Annotated in this window: 16 protein-coding genes; 10 read left to right on the top strand and 6 right to left on the bottom strand. The window is 31.5% G+C overall.

The features are described 5' to 3' along the window. The first annotated feature begins 60 nt into the window (after positions 1–60). The 4 genes from ACYU7A_RS03380 to ACYU7A_RS03365 all read left to right on the top strand — a co-directional run bounded on the left by ACYU7A_RS03380 (position 61) and on the right by ACYU7A_RS03365 (position 4,143). Entirely contained in the window at positions 61–987 is a 927-nt protein-coding gene (locus ACYU7A_RS03380) for a homoserine kinase (RefSeq protein WP_460574196.1), read from the top strand. Positions 988–1,043: 56 nt separating this feature from the next. Continuing rightward, complete coding sequence (gene thrC / locus ACYU7A_RS03375; RefSeq protein WP_460574195.1) at positions 1,044–2,336, top strand: threonine synthase; 1,293 nt, start codon at positions 1,044–1,046, stop codon at positions 2,334–2,336. A 2-nt stretch (positions 2,337–2,338) separates the two neighbouring features. After that, complete coding sequence (locus tag ACYU7A_RS03370; protein ID WP_460574194.1) at positions 2,339–3,193, top strand: aldose 1-epimerase family protein; 855 nt, start codon at positions 2,339–2,341, stop codon at positions 3,191–3,193. 89 nt (positions 3,194–3,282) lie between these two features. Continuing rightward, entirely contained in the window at positions 3,283–4,143 is an 861-nt protein-coding gene (locus tag ACYU7A_RS03365) for a L,D-transpeptidase (protein ID WP_460574193.1), read from the top strand. 2 nt (positions 4,144–4,145) lie between these two features. Here ACYU7A_RS03365 and ACYU7A_RS03360 read toward each other — a convergent pair whose 3' ends face one another. Next, on the bottom strand, positions 4,146–4,985 hold the full coding sequence (locus tag ACYU7A_RS03360) for an NAD(P)H-hydrate dehydratase (protein ID WP_460574192.1): 840 nt from the start codon (positions 4,983–4,985) through the stop codon (positions 4,146–4,148). A gap of 105 nt (positions 4,986–5,090) precedes the next feature. Between ACYU7A_RS03360 and ACYU7A_RS03355 the strand changes: the two genes are divergently transcribed. Next, positions 5,091–5,543 carry an OmpA family protein gene (locus ACYU7A_RS03355; protein WP_460574191.1) on the top strand — a complete coding sequence of 151 codons (453 nt, stop codon included), beginning with the start codon at positions 5,091–5,093 and terminating at the stop codon, positions 5,541–5,543. Between the two features lie 40 nt (positions 5,544–5,583). Here the strand turns inward: ACYU7A_RS03355 and ACYU7A_RS03350 are convergent, their stop codons facing one another. Continuing rightward, complete coding sequence (locus ACYU7A_RS03350; protein WP_460574190.1) at positions 5,584–6,576, bottom strand: hypothetical protein; 993 nt, start codon at positions 6,574–6,576, stop codon at positions 5,584–5,586. A 129-nt stretch (positions 6,577–6,705) separates the two neighbouring features. Next, a complete protein-coding gene (locus ACYU7A_RS03345; RefSeq protein ID WP_460574189.1) occupies positions 6,706–7,590 on the bottom strand; it encodes a hypothetical protein in 885 nt (294 codons plus the stop codon). A gap of 99 nt (positions 7,591–7,689) precedes the next feature. Here ACYU7A_RS03345 and ACYU7A_RS03340 point away from each other — a divergent pair, with 99 nt between their 5' ends. From ACYU7A_RS03340 to ACYU7A_RS03320, 5 genes are all read left to right on the top strand, one after another. Further along, a complete protein-coding gene (locus ACYU7A_RS03340) occupies positions 7,690–8,733 on the top strand; it encodes a formimidoylglutamase (RefSeq protein WP_460574188.1) in 1,044 nt (347 codons plus the stop codon). Between the two features lie 45 nt (positions 8,734–8,778). Continuing rightward, entirely contained in the window at positions 8,779–9,162 is a 384-nt protein-coding gene (locus ACYU7A_RS03335) for a hypothetical protein (protein WP_460574187.1), read from the top strand. Positions 9,163–9,167: 5 nt separating this feature from the next. Next, positions 9,168–9,518: a DUF2200 domain-containing protein gene (locus ACYU7A_RS03330; protein ID WP_460574186.1), complete on the top strand. Its 351-nt coding sequence runs from the start codon at positions 9,168–9,170 to the stop codon at positions 9,516–9,518. 19 nt (positions 9,519–9,537) lie between these two features. Further along, a complete protein-coding gene (locus ACYU7A_RS03325; RefSeq protein ID WP_460574185.1) occupies positions 9,538–9,918 on the top strand; it encodes a hypothetical protein in 381 nt (126 codons plus the stop codon). Positions 9,919–10,016: 98 nt separating this feature from the next. Beyond that, positions 10,017–11,267 carry a DEAD/DEAH box helicase gene (locus ACYU7A_RS03320; RefSeq protein WP_460574184.1) on the top strand — a complete coding sequence of 417 codons (1,251 nt, stop codon included), beginning with the start codon at positions 10,017–10,019 and terminating at the stop codon, positions 11,265–11,267. On the opposite strand, the gene ACYU7A_RS03315 is transcribed toward ACYU7A_RS03320, so the two are convergent. The 3 genes from ACYU7A_RS03315 to ACYU7A_RS03305 form a co-directional block, all read right to left on the bottom strand. Then, entirely contained in the window at positions 11,264–13,465 is a 2,202-nt protein-coding gene (locus ACYU7A_RS03315) for an ATP-binding response regulator (protein ID WP_460574183.1), read from the bottom strand. The genes ACYU7A_RS03320 and ACYU7A_RS03315 overlap by 4 nt on opposite strands. A 94-nt stretch (positions 13,466–13,559) precedes the next feature. Continuing rightward, entirely contained in the window at positions 13,560–15,254 is a 1,695-nt protein-coding gene (gene ettA / locus ACYU7A_RS03310) for an energy-dependent translational throttle protein EttA (protein ID WP_460574182.1), read from the bottom strand. Positions 15,255–15,280: 26 nt separating this feature from the next. After that, entirely contained in the window at positions 15,281–15,463 is a 183-nt protein-coding gene (locus ACYU7A_RS03305) for a CAL67264 family membrane protein (protein WP_345094344.1), read from the bottom strand. Between the last annotated feature and the right edge of the window lie 316 nt (positions 15,464–15,779).

Genomic DNA, 15,779 nt, shown 5'->3' with positions numbered 1-15,779 from the left:
TGTCAGTTTATTAAAGCATTATAAACTGTCAACTGAAAACTGTCAACTGAAAACTGAATTATGAACGAAATAAAAATATTCTGTCCGGCAACAATCGCCAATCTCAATTGTGGATTTGACGTTTTAGGCCTTTGTCTTGAAGGAATTGGAGACGAAATGATTATCAGAAAATCAGCTGAAAAAGGTATTAGAATTACCACAATAACTGGTGCAGATTTACCGATAGAAACCGAAAAAAATGTGGCTGGTGTTGCGGCTTTGGCTATCATCAAAAGCATGGAAATTGATTATGGTTTTGAAATAGAAATCCATAAAAAAATAAAAGCTGGAAGTGGCATTGGAAGTTCTTCTGCAAGTGCAGCTGGAGCGGTTTTTGGAATCAATGAATTGCTTGGCAAACCTTTTTCAAAACACGAATTGGTAGATTTTGCTATGAAAGGCGAAGCCATTGCAAGTGGTTGCGAACATGCCGATAACGTGGCTCCTTGCCTACTCGGTGGTTTCACCTTAGTTAGAGGTTACAATCCGTTGGATGTGATTCGAATTGAAAGTCCGAGCGAACTTTACGCAGTTGTTTTACATCCGCATATTGAAGTAAAAACAGCTGATGCACGTGCCGTTTTACAACCTATGATTCCACTAAAAGACGCAATTACACAGACAGGAAATCTCGGTGGATTAATTGCTGGTTTATTCACTTCTGATTATGATTTAATTGGTCGTTCGCTAAAAGATGTAATCATCGAACCTTTGCGCAAACATTTAATTCCTAATTTTGATGAAGTGAAAAATGCTGCTTTGCTAAATGACGCTTTAGGATCAGGAATTTCTGGTGCTGGACCTTCGATTTTCGCACTTTGCAAGGGTCAAGAAAAAGCTGAAAAAGTAGCTTTTGCCATGAGTGAAAGCTATCAAAATACAGGAATTGCATTTGATATGCACATTTCAAGAATTAATCCGAATGGAGTTACTATAATTACGAATTAAAAAAACCGTGGAAATCCGTGTTTGCGAAGCATCCGTTTCATCCGCGTTCCAAAAAAATGAAATATTACAGTTTAAACAATAAAGCAATCAAAGTTTCTTTTCAAGAAGCAGTAATCCAAGGACTTGCACCTGACAAAGGTTTGTATTTTCCTGAAACAATTAGTCAATTACCGCAATCCTTTTTTGAAGATATTGAAAACCTATCTAACGAAGAAATTGCTTTTAAAACTATTAAGCAATTTGTAGGCGAAGAAATTCCTGAAGCTGAGTTAAAACAAATCATTGCCGAAACCTTGTCGTTTGATTTTCCTCTGATTCAAGTAGAAGAAAATGTCTATTCGTTAGAATTATTTCATGGTCCGACAATGGCCTTTAAAGATGTTGGTGCTCGATTTATGTCTAGATGTTTGGCGCATTTTAATCGTGATAAAAATCAGAAAAACACCGTTTTAGTAGCAACTTCTGGAGATACTGGTGGTGCAGTGGCAAGCGGATTTCTTGGTGTAAAAGGCGTTGAAGTAGTGATTCTTTATCCGTCAGGAAAAGTTAGTGATATTCAAGAAAGACAATTGACAACTTTGGGTCAAAACATCACGGCTTTAGAAGTTGACGGTGTTTTTGACGATTGCCAAGATATGGTCAAAAAAGCGTTTTTAGATTCCGATTTGAATTACAAAAACCTAACATCGGCCAACTCGATAAACATTGCTCGTTGGTTACCACAAATGTTTTATTTCTTCTTTGCTTACAAAGAATTGAAAAAACACAACAAACCTTTAATAGTGTCTTGTCCAAGTGGAAATTTCGGAAATATTTGCGCTGGAATTATGGCTAAAAAATTAGGTTTGCCTCTAACCCATTTTGTAGCTTCAACGAATGCCAATGATACGATTCCAAGATTTTTAGAAAATGGAATTTATGACGCAAAGCCTTCTATTGCAACAATTTCAAATGCTATGGATGTAGGAAATCCGAGTAATTTTGTGCGTATTCAAGAAATGTATAACAATGATTTATCTGAATTTGAAAAGGATTTTTCTTCTTATACTTACACCGATGAAGAAACCAAATTTGCTATGAAAAATATTTATACCAATTCAGGATACATTGCTGAACCTCATGGTGCTGTTGGTTATTTAGGTTTGAAAAAGGAATTAGAAAAACAACCAAACTCAATTGGTTTCTTCCTTGAAACAGCACATCCTATCAAGTTTTTGGATGTTGTTGAACCTGTTTTGAATGTGAAATTAGCTATTCCGAAGCAGATTGAAAGTGTTTTAGGAAAAGAAAAAGTTAGTATTAAAATTAAATCGTTTGATGATTTAAAAGATTTTTTAAACCATAAATAGTTATGAATATTCAATTAGAAAATAAGAATTTTTCAATTTCAATAAACACTAAAGGTGCTGAGTTAAATTCATTTAAAAATCTATTAGTTAACAAAGAATATATTTGGGAAGGAAATCCGGAATTTTGGGGTAAACATTCACCTATTTTATTTCCTATCGTAGGTGGATTAAAAAACGATTCTTATTATTATAATGACAAAAAGTATAATTTATCAAGACATGGTTTTGCAAGAGATTTTGAATTTGATATCATAGAAAAAAACGATGTAAGTGTAACTTTTTCTTTAAAAGAAAATGATGAAACATTACAGAACTATCCATTTCATTTTGAGCTGCAAATAAAATATGTGTTAACTGAAAATAAGTTAGTCATCATTTATCATATTAAAAACAACTCTAAGGCAGAAATGCCTTTTAATATTGGAGCGCATCCAGCATTTGCTCTACCAAAAAACTTTACTAATTATAGTTTAGAATTTGAAAAACAAGAAGAATTAATAACTCATGAATTGGAAAACAATTTATTCTCTGGTGCTACTCGTACTATTGCACTTGATAAAACCAATTTGCCCTTAAATTATTCTCTTTTTGAAAAAGATGCTTTAGTTTTTAAAACATTGGAATCAAAATCAGTTAAAATTTTGGATAATGGAAATCCGATTTTGAAGGTGAATTATGAAGATTTTAGCAGTTTAGGAATTTGGACTGTCAAAAACGCTCCATTTATTTGCATTGAGCCATGGATAGGCTTTGCTGATGATGCTTCTAGTAATGGAAACTTATTCGATAAAAAAAACATACAAATTTTGGACGAAAATTCAAGTTTTGAAGCTTCGTTTTCTATTGAAATTTTATAATTTTTAGAATGGTATTTAAACAACTTATTTAGGTAATTGTGTAAAAGTTTATTCAAATTAAATGAAGAATTTTGCAAAAACCTGAACTTATGAAATCTAATATTCTTCTTTTAACAATAATTTCAATTGTAACTTTAATTTCTTGCAAGCAAAACAGAACTTCGGTACATAAAACAAAAGAGATTGTTAGAAAACAACCCAAAGTAGTTTCTTATACAATGGAAAACACTAAAATGTGGTTGAAACAAAATGTAACTGACAGCTCAAAAATAGAAATTGTAACAGCTATAAATCGAACGGACAGAGCCAATTTATCTAAACTAGATTCCCTTGTGATTCCAAGTGATTTTGATGGTGATGTGGTTTATTATTTGCCATTTCCATTGAAAGTTGATTATTTGAAAGATGTTTCTAAAGTTTTACTTTTTTCTTATCCAACACAAACATTTGGTGCCTATGAAAACGGAGTCCTAACCTATTCTGGACCAACCAATATGGGTAGAAAAAAAGATAAAACACCTTTAGGATTGTTTTTTACCAATTGGAAAGCTGAACAAACAACAAGTACTTTTGATGATGAATGGGAATTAAAATGGAATTTCAATATCGAAAATAAACTGGGTGTTGGCTTCCATGAATATAGTTTACCTGGATTACCTGTTTCACATTCTTGTTTACGATTGTTAGAAAAAGATGCCAAATTCCTTTATGAATGGGCAGATCAATGGATTTTGGATGATAAAGAAGAGCTTAAAGTTAAAGGAACTCCAGTTATTGTGTTTGGAAACTATACACATGATGAACCAAAACCTTGGCTACAACTAATTAAAAATCCAAAGGCATTAGATTTATCCCAAGCACAAATTGAAAATGAAATAGCACCATTTTTAAAATCAATTTTGGAACAGCAAAAAATTAGAGAAGATTTTACACAAGCTGCTACAAAATAAATTTAATTTTCTAAACTCAGATAAGCTTTTCCTAAATATCCAATAATATCAGTAGCAATAAACGATTGATAACTAACTTCTGGCGCGGCTATATCGGCAGTTAATCCGTGAATGTAAACACCTAAAATTGCTGCGTTTTTTGGTTCATAACTTTGAGCTAGCAAACTCGTTATAATTCCAGATAAAACATCGCCGCTTCCAGCTGTTGCTAAGGCTTGATTTCCTGTAGTGTTTTGGTAAATTTCTGAATGGTAAATTACTAAAGTTGGTGCGCCTTTTACTACAACAACCAAATCATGTTCCAAAGAAAACTGGATGACTTTTTCTAACTTTTCTTCTTCAGATTGCCATGTTCCAATTAATCTTCCGAGTTCTTTTTTATGTGGCGTTAAAATGGTTTTTGGTGGTAAAAGCGAAAACCATTTTTTGTTTTTTGACAAAATATTCAATCCGTCAGCATCCACAACCAAGTTGGTTTTGTTGTTAAGTAAAAAATGGTGAAATGCCTTTTCGGTAAGTACATCTTGTCCTATTCCCATTCCTATCCCAATAGCATCTGGTTCAATATCGTAATTGATATTTGATAGTACCTTTTCGTTTTCATCGGTCAAAACCATTGCTTCTTGAAAGGCGATTTGAACAATTTCATATCCACATTTAGGCACAAACGCTGTAACCAAACCACAACCCGATTTCAAAGCGGCTTTACTCGACAAACACACCGAACCCATTTTGCCATAACTTCCACCAATCAAAAGCGCGTGACCTTGAATTCCTTTGTGAGAGTCGGTTGCAATTGGTTTATAAATGTCTAAAATAAAATCTTTGCTTACTGTAATCATGCTATGCTATTCTTTACATAAAGTTACTCATAAAATTGACTTATTCCTAATGGAAACCATCATTTATTTTATTAAATTAGCCTTGATAAAAACTTAATAAATACTATGCTCAAAAACTTTTCAGCAATTCTATTACTAGGCTCCTTTGCTTTGACTAATGCTTTGGCACAAACGTCTTCTAAAACGGAATTAGCAGCGCCAATCTATTCCTTATATTATCCAACCAATCAATGGGGAGTAAGCACTGAAAACATTACTTTTTTGGATAGCTACGTAATTAATAAGTTAAAAATAGAAAAAACTTCAAAACTCATCGTTTACCTTGAAGGACACACCGATGCTGTTGGAACTGAAATAAACAATCTTGAGCTTTCTAAAAAAAGAGTGCAAGCCGTAGCCGATTATCTTATTAGCAAAGGAATCACCACCGACCAAATGCAAATAAGTTATTTTGGTGAAACGAAACCCGAAACAAGAAAAATTGCCATTTCTAAAAAACTAAAAGATATTCGTTACGCCAATAGAAGAGTTGTAATTAGAATTGAAAAAGTTCTTTAGCAATAAATGATCATAATGATACATCAAAAAAACACATTCTCTATTTCAAAGTAAAATTAGAGCGGCCAACTAACTCATCTCTATCAAAAATATTGACAAAATACACACCTTTTTCGAAGTCTTTTTTGGCAAACTCTATGGAGCAATCCATTTGTTGGTTGTTGTAATTTAGGGTTTTACTTAAGCTGTATGTCAACGATTCATTATCAAAATACTCAGTGATGCGTTTGCCTAAAACATTGTTTTTTCCGTCAATAATCTGGATGTAGTAATTCTTTTCGCCACTTTTAGCCGTTGGATTATCATTGAGCGTAAAAGTAATTTTAATCAAATCGGCTTTTCCAGAAACGTTGGTTTCAATTTGTTTCGCACCTGATTTAATAGTGTATGCAGCAGCTTTTACATTAGATAAAGTGACCTTTGAAAATTTCTCAAATCGAACTTGTGGTGAAGTTTTTTTAACTTCTACAACTTCTTGCTTAGGCAATTCTTTTTTCGCGAAAAAATCATCCGATTTAGGTTTTGTAGGTTCTGTTTTAGTCACAACTACTGCTTCTTTCTTTGCAGGAATAGCCACTGGTGTAAGTGTATTTTCTATTTTTGGTTGGTTTACTTTTTTGGCAACTTGAGCTTTTTCTTGCTTAATCGTAATATTTGTCTTCTTGTTTTTCAAAACTACAATCTCATCTACCAAAAGCCTCATTTTAGATTCTAAAGATTGGTATTGCGTTTTGTATTTTACTAAAGCTTGAGCATCATTTTTAGTTTTTTCTAACTCAGCAACTAATGCTTGAACTTTTTCACGCTCTGCTTCTAGAGCATTATAATTATTGGTTTTTTCAGCAATTTTAGAATCATACATTTGTTTTAATTCTTCAATTTCTTGCATTACCTTTTTGTCATCACTAATTCCAGTTGAAGTCGAACCATTTTCGTTGGCATTGCCAAGAATATAGCCAATAGTTCCTGCTAACATCAGCAACAACACACCAATAATTCCGATTAAAATAGTAATACTTCTTTTATTGCTCATTACAATTCTATTATACTACAAAATAACATCAAAAAGTAGTATTTCAGTCGTTGATAAACTAACAAGTTATAAACAAAAAAGGCGTTTACCGAAGTAAACACCTTTTCCTATTTTGAATTAATAATTGTTTTATCGCAACGTAAAACTAGATTTCGAAACCAATTCTGCTTTGTCAAATACATTTACAAAATACGTTCCTTTTTGAAAATCTTTTCCTGGCAAATCTTTAACCACATCAACCGTTTTATTTTCATATTTCACTGTAGAGGTAAAACTATAAGTCAAGGATTTGTCTCCAAAACTTGTAGTGATTTTATCTCCAAGAACATTGTTTTTGCTATCAATTACTTGAACATAATAAGTTTTATCTCCAGATTTTGCAACACTATTTTCAGCAATAGTAAAACTCACTTTCAAGATATCTACTCTACTCGCTTTGTCTGTTTCTACTTGTTTTCCAGAACCTTTCAATTTATAAGAACCAGTTTTTAAATTTAATACAGACAATTTAGAAGCTTTTTCTACAGTTTTAGAAAGTTCTTCATTTTGACCTACAAGTACTTGATTGTAATTTTTAGAATCTGCCAAAACTACTTTTGTACTATCTAAATTTGTAGTAAGTGTTTGATTTTCTTTTTTCAACACAGCAACTTCTTGCATCAAACTGTTCATTTTAGTTTGCAATACAGCTACTTGTTGTTTGTATTTTGCCATAGCATTTACATCACCTTTAGATTTCTCTAATTGCGCCATCAATCCTACAACTTTTTCTCTTTCAGCGATTAACTCATCAGACATTGATGTATTTTCTGCAATTGCGGCATCATAAGTAGCTTTTAGCTCTTCTAAATCTTTAAGAACATTGTCTTTTTCAGTTTTTACAGACGAAACCTCTGTTTCAAGAGTTTTGGTGTCTGTTGTCAATTTGAAGATGTAAAACAAACTTCCCAACAACAATAGTGAAAGCACTAGAATGATGGCTTTTAACGACGTGTTACCTTTTTGATTTTCCATTTTTATAGAATTAATTTGAACAAATTTAGCAATATTACTTTAAGGATAAACGTATGTTAACATAAATATATTATTTTTGGAGAAAGATTTATTTTTCTAATGGAAAAACTTATTCGCTTTACAGCATCCGATTTGTCAAAGATTACTAATCATCGTAGCGGTGAAGTGAAATTTGGAGAAAAAATGGTAACCATTCCAAAAGAGCAAGATGTGGCTAAATTCCTTAAAGAATGTGAGCAACAATTTGTTTTATTCGGAATTCCAGAGGATATTGGAGTAAGAGCCAATTATGGCCGACCTGGAGCAAGTACCGCTTGGGAAAGTGCCATCAAAAGTATTGCTAATATTCAGCACAATCGTTTTTGCAAAGGATCACAGATTGTAGTTTTGGGTGCATTAGACGTAGCCGAAGAAATGGAATTAGTTCAAAATCTTGATTTTAACGTAACTGCCGACAGAAAAAAGTTAAGCGAATTAGTTGTGAAAATTGACAAAGAAGTAGCTCATATAATCTCTCTAATTGTTACTGCTGGAAAAATACCCTTGGTTATTGGTGGTGGTCACAACAATGCCTACGGAAACATAAAAGGAACTGCTTTAGCCAAAGGAAAGCCAATAAATGCAGTAAACTTTGATGCACATTCCGATTTTAGAATTTTAGAAGGTCGCCACAGTGGAAACGGATTTTCATATGCTTTTGAAGAAGGTTTTCTTAAGAAATATTTCATTTTTGGTTTACACCATTGCTATACTTCTAAAAGTGTTTTAGACAAACTCAAAACCTTAAAAGATAGAGTTTTGTACAACACATACGATAGCATGAAAATTAAAATGACTAAAAATTTTAATAGCGAAATGCAATTTGCTCTAGACTTTATAAAAAATGATTCCTATGGTGTAGAAATCGACTTAGATTCAATTCCAAACATACCTTGTAGTGCTATGACATTAAGTGGTTTTTCTGTAGAAGAAGTGCGTCAATTTATTTACTTCTTTGGCAAACACCAAAATGCGGCTTACCTACACATTTGCGAAGGCGCACCAAGTTTAGACCACGATAAAAACAACCACTTAGTTGGAAAATTGATTGGATATCTTGTAACCGATTTTATTAAAGCGAAAACTTTGGTAGAGTTAGGTTAATTATAAATTTCTTATTTGTATTAAAATTCACTAAAATCTAAGAAAATGAAAAAAACACTTATACTTCTAATGATTATTTCAACTACAGTTTTTTCAACATCATGTTCTAAAGACGATGACAATCCTAATCCTAACGTTGGGAATTGGAGTGGAACTATTGATGGTGGTTTTGTTGGCACTTGGACAGGAAAAATTTTACCCAATGGAAATTTTAGCGGAAAAGTAATAACGAATCAATCAAGTCCCGATCATGATTTTAATTTGGCTGGTCAGGTTAATCAAAATGGTGATTTAGTAGGAACCATGAAAAATACAACCTTCAATATTACCACCGACTTTGTAGGAAGTTTTCAAAGTACAACTGGTAGTGGTACTTGGATATTTAATGGTGCTGGAATGGATGGAACTTGGAATGCAACTAAAGATTAATAACCTTGGAAAATCATAGAATATTCACTACTTCATTTGTAAGCGTCTATCCGCATTATGTAAACAAAGCGGAAAAAAAAGGTCGTACCAAAGAAGAAGTTGATACCATTATTAGTTGGCTTACTGGATATAATCAAGAGCAATTACAACAGATTTTAGATAACAAGACTACATTCGAAACCTTCTTTGAAGAAGCTCCACAATTAAATGAGAATATGACTAAAATAATTGGAGTAATTTGTGGTTACAGAATAGAAGAAATCGAAAACAAATTGATGCAAAAAATTCGTTATTTAGATAAACTAATAGACGAATTGGCTAAAGGTAGAACCATGGAAAAGATATTGAGGAGTTAAAATATTATACAATAAAAAAATGAATAAAAAAGTAATAATTTCTTTATTAGTAGCTCTTTCTGTTGTATTCTTATATTCATATTTCAATATTCCAAATAAATTTGAAACTGAAGGAGGCTCATGCTATCAAGGAATTACTGCCTCAATTATTCGTTTCTTCTTAAAAGTATGTTGTGTACTAAATGTAATATCAATTATTTTTCTATCTAAAATAAAATCTGCAAAATTCGCAAGTATTCTAGCATTAACAATTTGGTCAATAGGAACATTGATTCATTCTAGTGATAATATCTTAATTGGATTTACATATTTTACACCTTTTTTATTATTGAATATTGTAATTGTAATTATAATATTTAAAATGCCTTATAAATTAGATTTAGACAATACTTCAAAATAAATCAAATCTCAACTTCCCAATTTATTGACTAAAAATAGGGTTTAATAAATATAACCTATCTTTGCAACCACTTGAAACAGTTCAAGACGAATACACTTATGACATTCAGCGAATTAAATTTATTAAAAAACATACAACAGGCATTAACCGAAGAAGGTTATGAATCGCCTACTCCTATTCAACAACAAGCTATTCCTGTAATTCTTGAAGGAACCGATTTAGTGGGTTGTGCACAAACAGGTACCGGAAAAACAGCAGCGTTTGCTATTCCTATTATAAACATGTTACATCGTTTGGTAGGTTCTTCTGCCAAGAGAAAAGTAATAAGAACTTTGGTGGTTACTCCTACTCGTGAATTAGCTATTCAAATTGACGAAAGTTTCAATACTTACGGAAAATATACCAATATTCGTTCAATGGTTATTTTTGGTGGTGTTAGCCAAGTGCCACAAGTTGATCAACTAAAAAAAGGAATTGATATTCTAATTGCAACGCCTGGAAGACTTTTAGATTTACACAAACAAGGATTTATTGATTTAGATCACTTGCATTTTCTAGTTTTAGATGAAGCCGATCAAATGTTGGATATGGGTTTTATTAACGATGTAAAGAAAATTGTAAAACTTACTCCAGACAACAGACAAACACTTTTGTTTTCTGCAACGATGCCAATGGCTATTCGTGAATTGGCAGATACTTTTTTGACCAAACCAAAATATGTTTCGGTAGATCCAGTTTCGTCAACAGCCGAGAAAGTTAATCAAAAAGTATATTTTGTTGGAAAAGAAGACAAAAGAAAATTATTATATCACATCATCAGAAACGATAAAATCGAAAATGTATTGGTTTTTACAAGAACTAAACATGGTGCAGATAATGTGGTAAAAGCTCTAAAGAAAAACAATGTAACTGCTGAAGCAATTCACGGAGATAAATCGCAAAACGCAAGACAACGTGTTTTAGATGCTTTCAAAAACAAAGAAATATCTGTATTAGTTGCCACCGATATTGCAGCTCGTGGAATTGATATTGAAAGTTTGCCTTATGTAATCAATTTTGACATTCCAAATATTTCAGAAACTTATGTTCACCGAATTGGTAGAACCGGAAGAGCTGGAAATACTGGTTTGGCAATTTCCTTTTGTGCAAAAGACGAGCAACCTTATTGGAAAGATATTGAAAAGCTAATTAAGATTAATGTAAAAGTAGAAAAAGAGCATCCTTATCCTTACACTGACGAAGTTCCTAATCCGGATGCAAAACCAGATTTGAGAAATAAAAAGAAACCAGAATCTGGGAATTCAAGAAAATCAGATGCTTCTAAAAAGAATAAAAAACGTTGGTATTAATCAACGTTTTTTTTTGTCACAAGATTATTAATAACTTGAAATAACTTACCTTGTTCAAATGGCTTTATGATAATATCATTCATTCCACATGACAATGCTTGCTCTGTAATTTCTTGTTTATCAAATGCCGTTAAAGCTATTACTGGAGTCGTAATTCCTTTTTTTCTAATGAGCTTTGTAGTATCAAATCCATTAATGATTGGCATATTGATGTCCATTAAAATTACATCAAAATTTTCCTTATCTAGTAACTCAATTGCTGCATAACCATCTTCTAGAATGGTACATTTGAAATTATTACTTTCTAAAATTTTCTTAGTAACTATTTGATTGATTTTATTGTCTTCCACCACAAGAATTTTATAAAAATGATTGGATGACAAATCGACAACAATGTTATTTATAATTTCGTTCTTTTTAGTTTCATCAGCTTCAAATCCAATGGTAAACAAGAAAGTTGTTCCAACTCCTTCTTCACTTTCAAGATGAATTTTACTTCCAAACAATTCGGTTAATTTTTGTACAATAGATAAACCTAAACCAGTTCCTTGATAATCTCCTTCTTTACGTTCAATTTGTACAAATTTTTCGAAAATTTTCTCTTGATCTTCTTTGGCAATACCTACACCGTTATCTTCAACACTGAAATATATAAAATGTTTAGTTCCTTCTATTCTTTCTTGTTTTGCTGTTACTATAACTTTACCATCTTTGGTAAATTTCAAAGCATTACTTACTAAATTCATGAATACTTGTGACAAGCGCAGTTTATCACCAATTAAGAATTCAGGAATATTGGCATCAATATCGGCAATTAATTTATTGTTGTTTTTTACTGCAATGAATTCTAAGGAATCAACAATAGTTTTAATTTCGTCAGAAACATTAAAAATCATATTTTCCAACGTGATTTTATTTTCTTCTATTTTATTGATTTGAAGTAAATCGTTCACCAATGACAGAAGATATCTTGCTGAAAATTTTAAAGAATTTAAATGCGGACTATTTGCAAGCTCTTTGTGTTCATCAAGAATAATGTTAGTAATTCCGACAACTCCATAAAGTGGCGTTCTTAATTCATGACTAATTGTAGATACGAATTGAGTTTTTAATTGAGATGCAACCTCTGCTTTTTCTTTAGCAATTTTTAATTCCTCATTTGCAATTTTTAACTCACGATTAGACTGTTCCCTAAAGACGTTATTTTTATACAATGAATAAAGCAATAACAACAAAATGAAAAGTATAATTACAAAAAGTAAAACAATTAATTTCGATTCTTTCAAATCTTTAGATTGCTCTGATTTTTCGATTTCAATTTTATCAATCTGTCTTTGATATTCCGCTAATTCAATTTCACTTCCGGCTAATTTTACTTTTTTTATTCGTTCATCATTATAAACTTTTTCTTTAAGTTCTTGATGAAGATTTAAATAATAAAAAGCTTTTTCATAATTCTTGTTCTTATTGTAATGTTTAGAAAAGTCATTGTAAACATCACAAACATTGGAATCAACAAGTTTTGAAGTATTTTTTTTACTCAAATTTACAGCTTCATTAAAATTCTGTTCGGCTTTTACATTGTCATTATAAAAACTATAATATGAACCAAACATTGAGTACAAAGAAATTTTTGCTTCTAACTCTTTACTTTTTAAGACATAATCCTTTGTACTTTCTAGATAGACAATCCCATTTTTGAAATCATTAATTGCAAAATAAGCAGACGCAATATTGAGTTTAGTATACATGATTTCTATAGAATCTTTTATTTTTTCGGAAAAAAACAGAGCTTTCTTATAGTATTCAATACTTTTTTTGAAATCATTTTTCCTGTAAGAGTAATAACTTCCAATATTGTTATTTACCCAATCTCTAATCGAATCATTTTGGGCTAATTCGGCGTGCCTAAGTGCTTTTTGGTAATAATCAAATCCTTTGTCTGGATTATAAAATTCTTCAAAATTTAGTCCAATTACATTATAGGCTTTTGCCATTAAAGCATCATCTTTAATTTTGTAGGCATTATCTAAAGCTGATTTAGATAATTTAAGTGATTTATCTACATCTAAATTAAAAAAAGCATCTCCTGCATCAATAAGCGTTTTCTCAATCTGTTTTTTTGATTGCACTTGAGAAATCGCCAACTGTAAGAAAGTTAAAGCAATTAACAGGAATATTTTTTTATTAATTTTCAATTATTATAGATATGGCATTTTTCGAAAAAGAATCTTTATAAGCTAAAATTACAAAAAAATCCCAAACAAATTTGGGATTTTTTTATAAAAACATTTAATTTCTAATTAACTTTTTATATTTCAATCGCTTAGGTGTTAAGTCTCCTCCTAAACGTTTTTTCTTATTTTCTTCGTATTCCGAGAAACCTCCTTCAAAGTAATACACTTGAGAATCTCCTTCAAAAGCAAGAATATGAGTACAAATTCTATCTAAAAACCATCTATCGTGAGAGATAACTACAGCACAACCAGCAAAATTTTCTAAACCTTCTTCTAAAGCTCGTAGCGTATTAATATCTAAATCGTTGGTTGGCTCATCTAGTAAAAGTACATTTCCTTCTTCTTTTAAAGTCATAGCAAGATGCAAACGGTTTCTTTCACCACCAGAAAGCGCTGATACTTTTTTGTTTTGTTCGCTTCCACCGAAATTAAAACGAGATAAATAAGCTCTTGAATTAACTTGTCGTCCACCCATCATAATAAGTTCTTGACCATCACAGAAATTTTCCCAAATAGATTTATTCGGATCAATATTAGAATGAGCTTGATCAACGTAAGCTATTTTAACAGTTTCTCCAGTTTCAAATGTACCGCCATCTGGAGTTTCTTCACCCATAATCATTCTGAAAATAGTTGATTTTCCTGCACCATTTGGTCCAATGATTCCAACAATTCCTGCTTGTGGCAATGTAAAATTCAAATCATCATACAATAATTTATCTCCAAATGCCTTTGAAACGCCTTTAGCTTCAATAACATTTGTTCCTAAACGTGGTCCATTTGGAATGTAGATTTCTAATTTTTCATCTAATTCTTTTTGGTCTTCGTTTAATAATTTATCATAGTTCTGAAGACGTGCTTTTTGTTTGGTTTGTCTTCCTTTAGCTCCTTGACGAACCCAATCCAACTCACGTTCTAAAGTTTTCCTACGTTTTGAAGCTGTTTTTTCTTCTTGCTCCATTCGTTTAGATTTTTGATCTAACCAAGAAGAATAGTTTCCTTTCCATGGAATACCTTCACCTCTATCAAGTTCTAAAATCCAACCAGCAACGTTGTCTAAGAAATATCTATCGTGCGTTACTGCAATTACAGTTCCAGCATATTGAGCTAAATGTTGTTCCAACCAAAGTACCGATTCTGCATCCAAGTGATTCGTTGGCTCATCTAGTAATAAAACGTCAGGTTGTTGCAATAATAAACGACACAAAGCAACACGACGACGCTCTCCACCAGATAAATGTTTGATTGGTGTATCACCTTCTGGAGTACGTAAAGCATCCATTGCAATTTCTAGTTTGGTATCTAATTCCCAAGCACCAGAAGCATCAATTTTATCTTGTAAATCGGCTTGTCTGTCCATCAGTTTTTGCATTTTATCTGCATCTTCATAAACTTCTGGCAAACCAAACATATCATTAATTTTGTTGAACTCTTCAAGAACAGCAACAGTTTCAGCAACACCTTCTTTTACTATTTCAATAACTGTTTTAGTATCATCTAATTGTGGTTCTTGCTCTAAATAACCTACAGTGTAACCAGGCTGAAAAACAACATCACCTTGATAGTTTTTATCAACTCCAGCAATGATTTTTAATAAAGATGATTTTCCAGAACCATTAAGTCCAAGAATACCAATTTTAGCTCCATAAAAGAAACTTAAATAGATGTTTTTCAATACTTGTTTATCACTTCCTTGATACGACTTGCTCAATTTTTGCATTGAGAAAATCACTTTCTTATCGTCTGACATTTTTATTTTGTTATATTAATTTAAAACTAAACTCTTCCTTTTAATGCATTAAAAACCCATGCATTTGCTAAAAAACCTACGCCAGTTGCTCCAAAACCCCAACCAGCTGTTTCATCATATCGGAATGCTCCTAATCCAATTAGAATTAATCCCATTACAATCATTATTAAAGTAGCCCAACCAAAAACAGTATTTTTATTCATTCCCATAATTTGCAATTTAATTTTTTTTGAGGAGGACAAATATCGTGAATATTGATGAAATTTTAAACTAATTTTTAAATTTATAAAACAATGATAGAATTACAACTAATGACGAACCAATAACATTAATAATTATATCTTTTATGTTAGTTTCTTCTAAATAAAAAATAGGTTTTTGTTGATAAAAATTCTGAAAATACTCATTCAAAAATCCTATTCCATTAAATGCAACAAACACTACTAATAAATTCAGATAAAATTTACTTGAAATCAAATTGAAAATCTGCATATAAACATATAATGTTAGGCAAATCACAAAAGC

The sequence above is a fragment of the Flavobacterium koreense genome (assembly GCF_054776075.1).
Note: the sequence above shows the minus strand (reverse complement) of the source record. Positions and strands in the feature narration are given on the sequence as shown.

Coding starts and splice junctions, on each gene's coding strand:
- ACYU7A_RS03345 (WP_460574189.1), bottom strand. CDS start 7,590: ATGGAAAATCAAAAAGGTAACACGTCGTTAAAAGCCATCATTCTAGTG.
- ACYU7A_RS03325 (WP_460574185.1), top strand. CDS start 9,538: ATGAATAAAAAAGTAATAATTTCTTTATTAGTAGCTCTTTCTGTTGTA.
- ACYU7A_RS03360 (WP_460574192.1), bottom strand. CDS start 4,985: ATGATTACAGTAAGCAAAGATTTTATTTTAGACATTTATAAACCAATT.
- ACYU7A_RS03365 (WP_460574193.1), top strand. CDS start 3,283: ATGAAATCTAATATTCTTCTTTTAACAATAATTTCAATTGTAACTTTA.
- ACYU7A_RS03335 (WP_460574187.1), top strand. CDS start 8,779: ATGAAAAAAACACTTATACTTCTAATGATTATTTCAACTACAGTTTTT.
- ACYU7A_RS03350 (WP_460574190.1), bottom strand. CDS start 6,576: ATGAGCAATAAAAGAAGTATTACTATTTTAATCGGAATTATTGGTGTG.
- thrC (WP_460574195.1), top strand. CDS start 1,044: ATGAAATATTACAGTTTAAACAATAAAGCAATCAAAGTTTCTTTTCAA.
- ACYU7A_RS03340 (WP_460574188.1), top strand. CDS start 7,690: ATGGAAAAACTTATTCGCTTTACAGCATCCGATTTGTCAAAGATTACT.
- ACYU7A_RS03380 (WP_460574196.1), top strand. CDS start 61: ATGAACGAAATAAAAATATTCTGTCCGGCAACAATCGCCAATCTCAAT.
- ACYU7A_RS03355 (WP_460574191.1), top strand. CDS start 5,091: ATGCTCAAAAACTTTTCAGCAATTCTATTACTAGGCTCCTTTGCTTTG.
- ACYU7A_RS03370 (WP_460574194.1), top strand. CDS start 2,339: ATGAATATTCAATTAGAAAATAAGAATTTTTCAATTTCAATAAACACT.
- ACYU7A_RS03320 (WP_460574184.1), top strand. CDS start 10,017: ATGACATTCAGCGAATTAAATTTATTAAAAAACATACAACAGGCATTA.
- ettA (WP_460574182.1), bottom strand. CDS start 15,254: ATGTCAGACGATAAGAAAGTGATTTTCTCAATGCAAAAATTGAGCAAG.
- ACYU7A_RS03305 (WP_345094344.1), bottom strand. CDS start 15,463: ATGGGAATGAATAAAAATACTGTTTTTGGTTGGGCTACTTTAATAATG.